General features: G+C 47.0%; 12 protein-coding genes. 1 reads left to right on the forward strand and 11 read right to left on the reverse strand.

Annotated features, from left to right (window positions below; all coding sequences use genetic code 11):
• Positions 1 to 2: 2 nt before the first annotated feature.
• Genes G4D54_13275 through G4D54_13310 form a run of 8 tightly spaced genes read right to left on the reverse strand, consistent with a single transcriptional unit; the run spans position 3 to position 9,509 of the window.
• A complete protein-coding gene (locus G4D54_13275) occupies positions 3 to 641 on the reverse strand; it encodes an orotate phosphoribosyltransferase (protein ID QJA03340.1) in 639 nt (212 codons plus the stop codon).
• Positions 642 to 1,343, reverse strand: coding sequence for an orotidine-5'-phosphate decarboxylase (gene pyrF / locus G4D54_13280; GenBank protein ID QJA03341.1), 702 nt, complete (start codon positions 1,341 to 1,343; stop codon positions 642 to 644).
• Complete coding sequence (locus G4D54_13285) at positions 1,343 to 2,251, reverse strand: dihydroorotate dehydrogenase (GenBank protein ID QJA03342.1); 909 nt, start codon at positions 2,249 to 2,251, stop codon at positions 1,343 to 1,345. Before G4D54_13285 ends, pyrF begins: the two co-directional genes overlap by 1 nt.
• Entirely contained in the window at positions 2,251 to 2,997 is a 747-nt protein-coding gene (locus tag G4D54_13290; GenBank protein QJA03343.1) for a dihydroorotate dehydrogenase electron transfer subunit, read from the reverse strand. Before G4D54_13290 ends, G4D54_13285 begins: the two co-directional genes overlap by 1 nt.
• A gap of 1 nt (position 2,998) precedes the next feature.
• Entirely contained in the window at positions 2,999 to 6,214 is a 3,216-nt protein-coding gene (gene carB / locus G4D54_13295; GenBank protein ID QJA03344.1) for a carbamoyl-phosphate synthase large subunit, read from the reverse strand.
• Position 6,215: 1 nt separating this feature from the next.
• Positions 6,216 to 7,295 carry a glutamine-hydrolyzing carbamoyl-phosphate synthase small subunit gene (gene carA, locus G4D54_13300; protein ID QJA03345.1) on the reverse strand — a complete coding sequence of 360 codons (1,080 nt, stop codon included), beginning with the start codon at positions 7,293 to 7,295 and terminating at the stop codon, positions 6,216 to 6,218.
• Positions 7,292 to 8,584 (reverse strand): dihydroorotase, encoded by a 1,293-nt coding sequence (locus G4D54_13305; protein ID QJA03346.1) that lies wholly within the window; start codon positions 8,582 to 8,584, stop codon positions 7,292 to 7,294. Before G4D54_13305 ends, carA begins: the two co-directional genes overlap by 4 nt.
• A gap of 37 nt (positions 8,585 to 8,621) precedes the next feature.
• Complete coding sequence (locus G4D54_13310; GenBank protein ID QJA03347.1) at positions 8,622 to 9,509, reverse strand: aspartate carbamoyltransferase catalytic subunit; 888 nt, start codon at positions 9,507 to 9,509, stop codon at positions 8,622 to 8,624.
• 459 nt (positions 9,510 to 9,968) lie between these two features.
• Between G4D54_13310 and G4D54_13315 the strand changes: the two genes are divergently transcribed.
• Positions 9,969 to 10,352, forward strand: a complete 384-nt coding sequence (locus G4D54_13315; protein QJA03348.1) for an SdpI family protein — start codon at positions 9,969 to 9,971, stop codon at positions 10,350 to 10,352.
• Between the two features lie 307 nt (positions 10,353 to 10,659).
• On the opposite strand, the gene G4D54_13320 is transcribed toward G4D54_13315, so the two are convergent.
• The 3 genes from G4D54_13320 to G4D54_13330 are packed head-to-tail and all read right to left on the reverse strand — an operon-like array spanning position 10,660 to position 13,315.
• On the reverse strand, positions 10,660 to 11,088 hold the full coding sequence (locus G4D54_13320) for a hypothetical protein (GenBank protein ID QJA03349.1): 429 nt from the start codon (positions 11,086 to 11,088) through the stop codon (positions 10,660 to 10,662).
• Positions 11,075 to 12,037: an exonuclease gene (locus G4D54_13325; protein ID QJA03350.1), complete on the reverse strand. Its 963-nt coding sequence runs from the start codon at positions 12,035 to 12,037 to the stop codon at positions 11,075 to 11,077. The genes G4D54_13320 and G4D54_13325 overlap by 14 nt, the downstream gene beginning before the upstream one ends.
• 45 nt (positions 12,038 to 12,082) lie before the next feature.
• Positions 12,083 to 13,315, reverse strand: a complete 1,233-nt coding sequence (locus tag G4D54_13330) for a class I SAM-dependent rRNA methyltransferase (GenBank protein QJA03351.1) — start codon at positions 13,313 to 13,315, stop codon at positions 12,083 to 12,085.
• Positions 13,316 to 13,411 lie beyond the last annotated feature (96 nt).

Raw genomic sequence — 13,411 nt, forward strand, 5'->3', positions numbered from 1 at the left:
TTCTATTTTTCCATCCAGGATTCATCCTTTGGATCCTGTTTCCAAGCCTTTAATTTCTCAAGGTCACCATCCTTGATATAGTCATTTTCCAATGCCACATCAATCAGAACATCGTAATTGCTCAATGTCTTAAATTCACAGGAAATGCTGTTAAACAGCTCTGTGGATGCCGGTAACAGATAGGTAAAGATCGCCACAACGCCCAGTACCTCGGCACCTGCCTCACGCAGGGATTCTATGACATCCTTGACAGAGCCGCCGGTGGAAATCAGATCCTCTACAACAACAACCTTGGCACCCTGTTTGATGTTTCCCTCAATTTTATTTCCTTTTCCATGACTCTTGTTGGAGCTGCGTACATAACCAAACGGCTTCTCCAGCTTGTCAGCTATCATTGCTCCCCATGGGATTCCGGCAGTTGCCGTACCGACGATAACCTCTGCCTCTGCATATTCCTTCTGAATCAGTTCTACAAAGCCCTGCACAACGACACTGCGTTTTTCCGGAAAAGACAGCACCAGACGGTTGTCACAGTAAATTGGTGATTTGATTCCGCTTGCCCATGTAAATGGATCGTTGGGCTGCAGAGATACTGCCTGGATATCCAGCAGATTCTTTGCGACAGTTTTTTCAATCTTCATTTATTTTCCCTCCATCGTTTTTTCAATTTCATGATAGGTAGCTACCGGATTGGCACTTTTTGTAATACTTCTACCCACGACGATATAGTCACAGCCCTGTTCTTTGGCAAATACCGGCGTTGCCACACGCTTTTGATCATCCTTGGAATCATCCGCAAGACGAATCCCCGGTGTAACTGTCAGAAAGTCAGACCCGCAAGCCTCATGAATTGCCTTTGCTTCATGAACAGAGCACACGACACCGTCCAGTCCGCTTTCCTTTGCCAGCTTCGCATAGGAGATGACAACATCCTTTACATCTCCGGGAATCAGCAGCTCTTCATTCATCGCTTCCTGTGATGTACTTGTCAATTGAGTTACAGCGATACAAAGCGGGCGTTTGCCATTGACAGCTCCCTCTTTTAAGCCTTCGATAGCAGCCTTCATCATGGCACTTCCACCTGCCGCATGCAGATTAACAACATCCACATCCAGCTTTGCCAAATTCTTCATCGCCTGTTTAACCGTATTTGGAATATCGTGCAGCTTCAAATCCAGAAAAATCTGGTGTCCCATCGCCTTCACTTCTCGAACAATTTCAAATCCAAAAGAATACGTAAGCTCCATACCGATTTTTACATAAATCGGTTCCTTAAACTTTAATAAAAATTCATATACTTCCTTACGTGTGGAGAAATCCAACGCAACCATTGTTTTACTCATCAACGAAAACTCCTTCCAACAGCATCAGTCAAGCTGTTATTCCCATATTTCTTCAGGACCTTTGGCAAATCCTCTAGTATTTTAACACAGCACAGCGGATCGATAAAGTTCTGCATTCCCACTTCTACCGCACTTGCTCCGGCATACAGAAATTCCAGTACATCCTCTGCTCTGGTGATACCGCCGACACCGATAATCGGTATATTGACGGCAGATGCCACCTGATACACCATACGAATCGCCACCGGCTTGATCGCAGGACCACTCAGTCCTCCGGTCACATTGGCAAGCAATGGTTTTCCCGTACGCAGATCCATACGCATGCCCATCAAGGTGTTGATGAGCACCAGACCATCTGCACCTGCCTCTTCCACGGCTTTGGCAATTTCCACAATATTTGTTACATTCGGTGACAGCTTCACATAGACCGGCTTTTGTGCCGCTTCCTTTGCCATGCGGGTAACCTTAGCCGCAAGAGCAGGATCGGTTCCCAGACCGATTCCCCCATGCTTTACATTCGGACAGCTGATATTCAGCTCATATGCCTTGACAACATCGCTTTGATTCAGCTTCGTGATGACCTCGACATAGTCCTCTTCACTGGCACCTGCCACATTGGCAATAATCTCCGTATCAAACTGCGCAAGCCATGGCAGCTCCCGTTCCATAATCACATCCACTCCCGGGTTCTGAAGACCAATGGCATTCAGCATGCCTGACGGTGTTTCCGCAACACGCGGTGTCGGATTTCCGAATCGGCTGTGCGGTGTCGCACTCTTGATCGCAATGCCTCCAAGAAGACTCAGATCATACAGCTCGGCAAATTCGCGGCCAAAGCCGAAGCAGCCGCTGGCCGGAATAATGGGGTTCTTCAGATGAAGTCCCGGCAGTTCTACATGCAGATCCATCAGTATTCCACCTTTCCGATCGGGAAAACAGGACCTTCCTTACAAATGCGGTGGTACATGTTTTCTTCCTTCTTATCCTTTGCCACACACGCCATACAGGCTCCGATACCGCATGCCATACGGCTTTCAAAGGACATATAGCCGCGGGTGTAGCGCTCCTCCACTGCTTTCAGCATCGGTCTTGGACCGCAGCTGCAGGTAAACTCTGTTGTGATGCCATGCTCTTTAATCGCATCCATCACCGTTCCCTTTGTCCCATAGCTGCCATCCATTGTCGCTACCGCAACATGGCACCCAAGACGCTGAAACTCATTTTCATAAAATACGCTTTCTTTATCGTTGAAGCCAAGGACCACATACACACGTGCATCCCTGCTGCGATACTGCTTTGCCAGCTCATACAGCGGCGGCACACCCACACCGCCACCGATCAGCAGCACCTCATGCTCTTCTTCATGAATCGGATAGCTACTGCCAAGGGGACCAAACACATCGATAATCCCCTGTGTGCGCAGCGTAGCCAGCTTCGCAGTGCCATCCCCTACCACCTTGTAGATGATGACAAAGCGTGTTTTATCTTCAACGGAGCAGATACTGATGGGGCGGCGCAGCATAAACCCCTCCACCGCTACATTTACAAACTGTCCCGACTTCATATCCTTTGCGATGGATGCCTGTATTTCCATACGGTAGGTATCCTTCGCTATCCTCTTATTACTTAAAATCAGTCCTTTTTCTTCCTGCATCTTATCCCTCCAGTTCATTCATGGAAATGGTGGTAAACGTCTGGGATTCCAGCACACGCAGAATCGCATTGGCGGTATCCAACGATGTGAAGCAGCTGATATTATTCTCAGCGGCAGCACGGCGGATTTCAAAGCCGTCCCGGTTTACCTCACTGGAGATACTCATCGTATTGACCACATAGTTGACGCGTCCCTTACGGATGACATCAATCACATTGTTGTCTGTTTCTTCCTTTACCTTGTCTACGGTTTTTACATAGATACCGTTGGAGGAAAGATACTGTGCCGTTCCCTTTGTCGCATAAATGCCATAACCGATGGCCGAGAAGCGCTTCGCTATCTTCAGCCCCTCCTGCTTGTCATCATCCGCAACCGTAATCAGAACATTTCCATGCAGCGGAATCTTTACTCCACTTGCCAGCAGCGCCTTGTATAATGCCTTTTCCAGCGTTACATCGCCGCCCAGTGCTTCCCCGGTAGATTTCATTTCCGGTCCCAGTGTCGTATCTACACTTCGCAGCTTCGCAAAGGAGAATACCGGTGCCTTGACAAAGACACGCTCCCCTTCCGGATGCACGCCTTCCTCGTAGCCCTGATCCTTTAAAGAATCTCCCAGAACACAGCGTGTTGACACATAGGACATCCCAACATTCGTAACCTTGCTCAGGAATGGTACGGTACGGGAGCTTCTAGGATTAACCTCCAGAACATACACTCTTTCTTCCCCGCTTTTCTTATCGGTTTCCACGATGAACTGTATATTATACAGACCGATGAAATGGAATCCCTTACCGATGCGTGTCGCATAATCGATAATGGTATCCTTTACCTTCTGACTTGCCGTCGGAGCCGGATAGACACTGATGGAGTCACCGGAATGCACACCGGCACGCTCGATATGCTCCATGATTCCCGGAATGTACACATGCTCTCCATCACAGATTGCATCCACTTCCATTTCCTTACCGATGATATATTTATCGACCAGAATCGGTGCATCATGGCTGATTTCCTTCACTGCCGTTGCCATATAGACACGCAAATCGTCATCGTTGTGCACAATTTCCATCGCACGTCCGCCCAATACATAGGATGGGCGCACCAGTACCGGATATCCGATACGATTCGCAATCTTCACTGCTTCCTCAACCTCGACGGCAGTTTCTCCTTGCGGCTGCGGAATATCCAGCTGGTGCAGCATTTCTTCAAACTCGTGACGATCCTCTGCACGGTCGATATCCTCCAGAGAGGTTCCCAGAATTTTCACACCGCGCGCAACCAGCTTATCTGCCAGATTGATTGCCGTCTGCCCGCCGAACTGCACGACAACACCAAGGGGCTGTTCCAGATCGATGACATGCATAACATCTTCAATCGTCAGCGGTTCGAAATACAGCTTATCGGAAATGGAATAGTCGGTTGATACGGTTTCCGGATTATTGTTGATAACAATCGCTTCATAGCCGCGTTCACGAATCGTCTTTACACAGTGTACGGTCGCATAGTCAAACTCCACACCCTGACCGATACGAATCGGACCGGAGCCGAGTACGATGATTTTGCGGTTGTCACTGCATACGGATTCGTTTTCATGCTCATAGGTGGAATACAGATACGGTGTATGCGATACATACTCCCCTGCACACGTATCCACATTTTTATAGACCGGCATAATGCCGTTTTGTTTTCTTGTATCGTAGAGAGCAGCTTCCTCTACATTCCAGCTTCTTGCAATCCAGGAATCCGCAAAGCCCATTTTCTTGGAAGCCTGCAGAACGTTTAGATCCATCGGATGCTGCCGGATAACGGTTTCCTGTGCAACGATGTTTTTAAAGCGGTTCAGGAAGTAGCGATCCATCTTCGTTACTGCAAAGATATCCTCGATATCCGCACCCTTTCGAAGCAATGCGGTTATGACATAGATGCGCTCATCATCACACTGTGCCAGCTTCTTCCATAAGGCATCCTCATTCATCGCGTTGATATCCTTTTGTTCCAGGTGATCCGTCTTCATTTCCAGAGAGCGGATAGCCTTTAAAATCGCTTCATCGAAGGTACGTCCTATGGACATAACCTCACCGGTTGCCTTCATCTGTGTGCCCAGCGTACGATCTGCCTTCGGGAATTTATCAAAGGCAAAACGCGGGAATTTTGTGACAACATAATCGATGCAAGGCTCCACACAGGCATAGCTGGTCGTTGTGACCGGATTGATAATTTCATCCAGTGTCAGACCGACAGCCACCTTCGCCGCAAGCTTGGCAATCGGATATCCGGTCGCCTTGGAGGCAAGGGCAGAGGAGCGTGACACACGCGGATTGACCTCAATGACATAGTAGTTGAAGCTGTTTGGATCCAGTGCGAGCTGCACATTGCAGCCACCGCAGATTTTTAATGCACGAATGATTTTCAATGCAGATGCACGCATAATGCCGCATTCTCTATCCGTCAGCGTCTGAGTTGGCGCAACAACGATGGAATCACCGGTGTGAATACCGACCGGGTCAACATTTTCCATATTGCAGACAACGATAGCATTGTCCGCATTGTCACGCATAACCTCGTATTCAATTTCCTTATAACCGGCGATGCTCTGTTCGATCAGGCACTGGTGAACCGGAGAGATTTTTAAACCGTTATCGCAGATTACCCGCAGTTCTTCCTCACTGTGAGCGAAGCCGCCTCCGGTACCACCCAACGTAAACGCAGGACGTACCACAACCGGATAGCCGTTTTCACATGCGAAAGCCACCGCTTCCTCAATCGTATGTACGATTACACTTTCCGGTACCGGTTCCCCGATTTCATACATCAGCTCTCGGAATTTATCGCGGTCCTCTGCTTTTTCAATGGCATCCAGTGCTGTTCCCAGAATTTCCACGTGATATTCATCCAGAATACCGCTTTCTGCCAGCTCAACAACAAGATTTAAGCCGGTCTGTCCTCCCAGGCTGCCCAAAATAGCATCCGGACGCTCCTTATAGATGACACGGCTCGCAAATTCCAGCGTCAGCGGCTCAATATATACACGGTCCGCAATAACAGTATCCGTCATAATCGTTGCCGGATTGGAGTTGATCAGAATAACCTCATAGCCTTCCTCGCGCAAAGACGTGCAGGCCTGACAGCCGGCATAGTCAAACTCCGCTGCCTGTCCAATGACGATCGGACCGGAGCCAATCACCATGATTTTCTTTATATCGTTTCTTTTCGGCATTCTATTCAGCACTCCTTTCCTTCATTACATTGCAGAAATCATCGAATATATAGGTACAGTCATCCGCACCCGGTGCTGCCTCCGGCTCAAAGGAGTAAGAGTACAGCGGATAGGTTTCATGGGTAAAGCCTTCTATGGAGCCATCATTCAGTGCGGTATAGGTGGTGATCAGTCCGGTTCCCTTTATGGAGTCCGGTTCCACCTCATAGCCGTGATTCTGTGCAGTAAACTCGATTTTCTGTTTCTTCAGATTGCGCACCGGAGAAGAGTTTCCATGGTGACCAACCTTCATTTTTACAACGTTTGCGCCGCATGCAGCCGCAATGACCTCATGTCCCAGACCGATGCCCAGCATCGGCACACTGCCCAGCAGCTCTTTACAGGTAGCTACCGTTTCCGGAATATCTTCCGGTGCTCCCGGTCCGCCGCTGTAGACGATGCCATCCGGATGAATGGCCAGAATATCCTGTGCACTCATATTGTAAGGTACGACAATCAGATCACAGCCGCGCATGTTAAACTCGCGGATCACGGCAAACTTTGTTCCGATGTCCACCATAACGACCTTCTGCCCACGGGATGGAATCGGGAACGGCTTCACTGTAGATACTGCCTGTACACCGTCTTTTGGTAACTCACTTTCCCGCAGCTGCTTCACAATCGCCTCCACATCGGCATCCGCATCCGCCATGATTGCCTTGCATGTACCATGATCTCTGATCTTTCTTGTAATTTCACGCGTATCGATATCCGCAATTCCCGGAATGCCCTTCAGCTTCATAAACGCATCGAGTGTCATATCACTGCGGAAGTTGCTCGGTGTTTCACAGTATTCCTTGACAACAAAGCCGAACATCTTCGGTGAAATACTCTCAAAGTCATCACGGTTGATTCCACAGTTTCCCATGGCAGGATAGGTCATCATGACGATTTGTCCATAGTAGGACAGATCGGAGATAATTTCCTGATACCCGCTCATTCCTGTCTGGAAGATCAGCTCTCCCATCTGATACCGGTCGCCTCCAAAGGCGATTCCTTCATAAACACTGCCGTCTTCAAGAATCAATAGTCGCTTTTTCATTTCAGCAAACCCTCCCTGTTATCGTATACGCAGATTCCATCCACAAATGTCTTCACCGCAAAGCCGCTGCAGACAATACCGTCAAACGGTGTGTTTTTTCCCATGGAATAGAATCCCTGTTTCTCTATCTTTCGTACGCTGTCCAGATCCATCAGTACAAAATCCGAAGCGTTTCCTTCCTTCAGTTTTCCCCTGCGCTCCATTTGAAAGCGTTTGGCAGGCGCCTCGCTCATCCAGTACACCAGCTGTTCCAGCGTGAAGATGCCCTCCTCCTTCACAAAGCGGGTGTACAGCAGTGGAAACGCGGTTTCCAGTGCAACAATACCAAAGGGAGCCTTTTCCATCCCTCTGCTTTTTTCTTCCTCGCTGTGCGGTGCATGATCGTTGGCAATCATATCGATCGTACCATCCAGCAGTCCCTGAATCAGAGCCTGACGGTCCTCCTCGCTGCGCAGTGGCGGGTTCATTTTATGATTGGCATTTTCTACTGCCATTTCATTCAGCAGCAGGTGATGTGCCGTTACCTCACCACTGACATCCAGTCCTTCCTTCTTTGCCCTGCGCAGGGATTCCACACTTTCCTGCGCACTCATATGGCATACATGATAGCGGCAGCCGGTTTCCCTGACAAGTGCCAAATCCCGTTGGAACTGTGCATATTCACAGGCACTGGGAATCCCGGTAAGACCAAGCTGTTTACTGCGGATGCCTTCGTGCATGCAGGCATTCGGCTTGCGATAGCTCATATCCTCGGTATGGGCAACGATGATACCATCAACATCACGGCACTTCTGCATGGCCGCCTTCATCATATCCGCTGTTGCCACACCAACACCGTCATCACTGAAGGCATGAATCCCCATGGCGCTCAGTCCTTCCATATCACTCAGCTTTTGACTCGCCTCCGCCTTTGTGATACAGGCATAGGGAATCACATGCACACGGCTGTCCTGTTTGATTTTCGCCAGATATGTCTTCATCGTTTCCGTATTGTCCGGATACGGGATGACATTGGGCATTGCCATTATGGTGGTAAAGCCGCCATGGGCTGCAGCAGCCGTCCCACTGGCAATTGTTTCCTTATGCGTATAGCCCGGCTCACGCAGATGGGCATGTACATCGATCAATCCGCTCAGCAGTACACAATTCTCTGCCGGTATTACCTCCTGCGCCAATGCAGGATCGATATGCTTTGCGATTTTCACAATCTGTGTTTCATCAAACAGCACATCCATTATCTCTGTTTCATTTCCTTTTGTAAGGATGCGGGCCTGCTGAATCAGTTTCATAACTGCACCTCTTTTCTATGTATTTTTATGTAGCTTCTTATTCAAATTCATATCCCAGTGCGCGTTTGATTACTGCCTTGCGCACAAGAACTCCATTGCTCATCTGCTTAAAGATGCGGCTGTTTTCCGCCTCCACCAGATCGCTGTCGATTTCCACACCGCGGTTGACCGGTGCCGGATGCATGATGATGGCATGCGGCTGCATCATGGCTGCACGCTGTTTCGTCAGACCGTAGCGCTCCAGATATTCCGCCCTGCTCATTGCCATGGTTTCCTTATGACGCTCATGCTGAATGCGAAGCATCATAACAGCATCCGCCCATTGTACTGCCTCATCCACACGCTTGTAATAGGCATCCTTTGCGACCCATTCATCGGGACCGGAGAAGGCTACCTCTCCCCCCAGCATACCAAGTGCTTCCTTGATGCTGTTTGCAACACGGGAATGTGTAATGTCACCAATGACCGCCACCTTAATTCCCTGAAATGTCTGAAATTCCTGATATATGGTAAGCAGATCCAGCAGACACTGGGTCGGATGATTCCCACAGCCATCACCTGCATTCAGGATTGGAATTCGGATATCTTCCAGCTCTTTGAAGTATTCATCCTGACTGTGACGGATGACCACGGCATCATAGCCGATGCTTTCAAATGTCTTTACCGTGTCATACAGGCTTTCGCCCTTTTCCACGCTGCTTCCCTGTGCAGTGAAATTTTCCACACAGGCGCCCAGCTGATGCTCCGCGCTGGCAAATGAGAAATGTGTCCGCGTGCTCGGCTCAAAAAAAAGATTAGCAACCAGCGTTTTACGCGGAAATTGCCAATCTGATTGAGAACTGGAAAAAGCAGCAGCATCCTCAAGAATGTGAAAAATCTCTTCACTCGTTAAGTCACAGATTTTCAGTAAACTGTTCTTGTTCATATGCTTTCCTCCTGCCGGTCCTATCATAAAAGGGTCCGTTTTGATACACAAAAGGACCCTTTCTATACACTTCAGGTTTGGTGTTCGCCTTCATAACCTCTCTGGATTATCTTAAAGGACCTTTTATCACTCAATATTTTACCATATATCTGACGTATTGCAAGATTTTTTTACATGGAGTTCATAAGGATTGGCTTTCCCTGTTCTATATTATATGAAATAAGCGTTTTCAACGAAATAACATGAATATATCAACTGAGCATTCTACAATAGAAAACAGCAGTTTCACAGATCTTCATATACCACGGCAGTTGCTTAGCTGGCTTCTCCGCACGATTCGCGAATACGTAATCTCTTAGTTGTATAAACAAAAAGAGAAGACGAAGAAAAGCAGACAGTACATTTCCATGACATGAATGTTAAATGATGCTATACTATGCTTGAATAGGAGGTTTTCTTATGGCTTTCTGGTTGTTTATGCTCATCATGAATCTTCTGATCCCCTTTTCCATGATAGGATTTGGCTTCTATTTTCAAAAGCATCCCCCAAAGGAAATCAATGAACTTTTCGGATACCGCACACCCCTGTCTATGAAAAATGAAGATACATGGAAAACAGCACATGTACAATTTGGCAGAGTCTGGTTGATCTGGGGTTGGTTCAGTGCTGCGTTTTCTTTTCCTTGTATGCTGTTGCTGTATGGAAAAAGTGATACAGCATGCGGAATCTACGGAGTCATTCTCTGTTTCCTGCAATGTATTGTCCTTCTTTTCACACTGTTTATTGTAGAACGCAGACTGCACAGAATCTTTCATAAGGACGGCACTAGGAAACTAAGATGATGAATTTCAAATCGCATGCAGGAGGAACTCAGCTTATTGTTTACAGAATGCAGTGAATAAGACACATTAAATATAGAAGTAGCTGTTTTTTAAAGAAACGCAGGAACAAAAAGCTTATTTCGGACAACCATACGTTCAAGTAAAGCCCATCATAAATGAATCTGTGCTTTTTCATTACTCACACAGGTACATATAGAAAACCTTTCTTCATAAAAATTCCTATTCCATAGAGTGAAAAAATTCCATACAATGATCATATATAACCAAATGATATGAATAACCACGATAAAAACAGCCCAGGCAACTATCAGGGCTGTTTTTCATATCTCGTTTGATCTGGTAGCTCCAGCACTTTATGCAGCAGGTGTTCATTTACCGTCATGAACTGCTGTAAGCGATGCTGCAGTGTTTCTTCCTTCAACAGCAGCTGATGCAGAATTTCCTGCCGCAAAATCTCATCCTGAAAATCAAATAGAATCTGACTGGCTCCCCGCACACCTTTTAATCCCGCTTCATCACTTAGCTGTAAACGGGATACAGAAGCAAGAAATACAAGCTGTGCATCCAGACAGTGCTGCATACTTTCACTTACTTCCTGCAATACCAGCTTTGCGGCTTTACTTCTTATATATGGATTTCTCTGCAATACGTTTAATGCATCCACTTTTTTCAAGGTGTTCTTCAGCTCCAGAAGATACAGATGCAAAAGCTGAGCCTGCCGCTTAGCCGTTTCCATGCTGCAGCATCCTTTTCAGTATATTCTCCACCATGGTGGCATTGCGGTAAATGAGCAGATATTTCTTTTCAATGACATTCTCGCCCTGTGTGAAGCTAAGGGCTACACTTGGAATCTCTTCGATATCAATCCGCATAGAAATCTTCGTCTGCTCTCTTGGAAGCTCTCTGCCATCCAGAAGGATGCTGTCTTTCTGAATATTGATATGGAAATTACGATCACGCTCCTCCCACAGGCGAAACTGTTCAACAATTTCCGGATACAATCGAACAGGACACTTCAATACGGTATACTGTGAAAAACGCTCCTTCATAATCCGCAGCAGCTTTTCCTGCTGTTTTTGTGCAACTTCGCGCTGCTTTGCCAGCTTACGCTCTACGATTTCCTGTACAGCCTTACGGTCCGGATCCTGCAGCAGGGAAGCCTGATGAATCCGCATGAGATCGGATGCATCTGTCAGGGCATTATGCTCCACTGCCCCTTCTATCGCATAAGCAGTCTTTAAATCATCCAGTGATAAGGTTGCGGATACCAGCACATTCTGATACGTTACCTTTGCTGAAATCTGCTTTTGTAAATCAAGAATTCCTTCAAACAAAGACGGATCGCAATGATGTCGTGCACATTCCTGCAACAGGGTTCTTCGATCATCCGGTCCAAAGCTATACATACGGCAGGAAGAAGATTCCATATAGGGCTGCAGCCATTGCATAAACTGTTTTAAAACATCCGGAAAGCTGTTTGCATTACGGATATCGCTATCCTTTAAATGTGTCATTTTACGTACCACAGAAGTCAGACGCTGAAAGTTTTTAGGACAGACCAGAGAATAAAAGGTTGCCTCCTGCGCATCCTTTTTCAGAACCGCCCCTAGGGATACTACCATCTGACAGTACTTCCCATTGATTTTTACTGCGTCAAATTCTGCATCAATATATATATGAACCATAACTTTACTACCTCATTTATTTCTAGTATGAACAGCTGCCTTCAATTATGCAATCTGAAAGATATAGAACTTCAAATACGATGTTTCCGGTACGTTCCAGAGGATCGGATGATCGCAGCTCTGCTGTCTTGCCTCAATCTGGCGAAGAGATACGCCTGCTGCCAGCGCCGCCTCATGCAGCATGCTTTTAAACAGACCCTCATTCATGAAATGAGAACAGGAACAGGTTGCCAGATATCCGCCTCTTGGTAACAGCTTCATAGCAGCAGTATTGATTTCCCGATATCCCTTTACTGCATGAGAAATCGTTTCTCTGGATTTGGTGAAGGCCGGTGGATCCAGAATGATCATATCATATACACGCGGCTGTTTTTTCAAAGCCTTTAAAAGATCAAATACATCCGCTGTTTCAAAGCTCATCCGCTCCTGTAATCCGTTTATATCCGCATGGTGCTGTGCCATATCAATCACTGTCTGAGAAATATCCACGGCATGTACATGCGCTGCCCCACCCTTTGCGGCATTCAAAGCAAAGCTGCCGGTATGGGTAAAGCAATCCAGAACATGCTTTCCCTTCGCAATGCGTGCAATCGCAGCCCGATTGTATTTCTGATCGAGAAAAAATCCGGTTTTCTGACCATTTTCAACATCCACATCATAGGAAATTCCATTCTCAACTATGCAGGTAAGACAGCTTTCCGGATGCTTCGGCAAAACGGAATGCTCATACCAGCCTTTTGTTTTCTCAAGGCCCTCCAGCTTACGGATTCCCACATCATTACGCTCATAGATTCCTCTGATAGCTACATGATATTCATCTCTCAAAATCTTCACAAGCATGGGAAACAGCATATCCTTTCGCTGCTCCATACCATAGGAGAGTGTCTGCACGACCAGCAAATCATGAAAACGGTCAACTGTCAGTCCGGGTAAATAATCAGCCTCTCCGAAAATCAGGCGACAGGCATCAAAATCCTCTCCCATAACTGTTGCACGGTAGCTGATTGCATGCTGCAAACGGCGGTAAAAAAAATCCTCATCGAATCTGTCATTGGCATTACGGGATAGCAGGCGGATACGGATTCGTGAATTTCCGTTATACAGTCCGCTTCCCTGATAGCTGCCTTTTTCAGAAAACACATCCACAATATCTCCATTTTGTATATTCGCTTCAAGAGCCAGCACCTCTCCCTCATATACCCAGGGATGACCGCTCTGTAGCTTCTTAGTTCCTTTTTTTGTTATCGTAACCTGTTTCCATTCACGTGTAGTTTTCATTTTCTTCTTCCATTTCCTATGTACGGCGACAGCGCATCATACACTAATTCGCTTATTCATATGGACATATTATAGCAAACGCATACTGATTACGCA

Origin of the sequence: [Clostridium] innocuum (assembly GCA_012317185.1) — a bacterium.
Lineage (GTDB): Bacteria > Bacillota_I > Bacilli_A > Erysipelotrichales > Erysipelotrichaceae > Clostridium_AQ > Clostridium_AQ innocuum.

What these genes read in the sequence shown, in the direction of transcription:
- G4D54_13305 (QJA03346.1), bottom strand. Translation starts at nt 8,584, where the DNA reads ATGAAACTGATTCAGCAGGCCCGCATCCTTACAAAAGGAAATGAAACA.
- G4D54_13275 (QJA03340.1), bottom strand. Translation starts at nt 641, where the DNA reads ATGAAGATTGAAAAAACTGTCGCAAAGAATCTGCTGGATATCCAGGCA.
- G4D54_13285 (QJA03342.1), bottom strand. Translation starts at nt 2,251, where the DNA reads ATGGATCTGCATGTAGAACTGCCGGGACTTCATCTGAAGAACCCCATT.
- pyrF (QJA03341.1), bottom strand. Translation starts at nt 1,343, where the DNA reads ATGAGTAAAACAATGGTTGCGTTGGATTTCTCCACACGTAAGGAAGTA.
- G4D54_13330 (QJA03351.1), bottom strand. Translation starts at nt 13,315, where the DNA reads ATGAAAACTACACGTGAATGGAAACAGGTTACGATAACAAAAAAAGGA.
- G4D54_13290 (QJA03343.1), bottom strand. Translation starts at nt 2,997, where the DNA reads ATGCAGGAAGAAAAAGGACTGATTTTAAGTAATAAGAGGATAGCGAAG.
- G4D54_13315 (QJA03348.1), top strand. Translation starts at nt 9,969, where the DNA reads ATGGCTTTCTGGTTGTTTATGCTCATCATGAATCTTCTGATCCCCTTT.
- carB (QJA03344.1), bottom strand. Translation starts at nt 6,214, where the DNA reads ATGCCGAAAAGAAACGATATAAAGAAAATCATGGTGATTGGCTCCGGT.
- G4D54_13325 (QJA03350.1), bottom strand. Translation starts at nt 12,037, where the DNA reads ATGGTTCATATATATATTGATGCAGAATTTGACGCAGTAAAAATCAAT.
- carA (QJA03345.1), bottom strand. Translation starts at nt 7,295, where the DNA reads ATGAAAAAGCGACTATTGATTCTTGAAGACGGCAGTGTTTATGAAGGA.
- G4D54_13310 (QJA03347.1), bottom strand. Translation starts at nt 9,509, where the DNA reads ATGAACAAGAACAGTTTACTGAAAATCTGTGACTTAACGAGTGAAGAG.
- G4D54_13320 (QJA03349.1), bottom strand. Translation starts at nt 11,088, where the DNA reads ATGGAAACGGCTAAGCGGCAGGCTCAGCTTTTGCATCTGTATCTTCTG.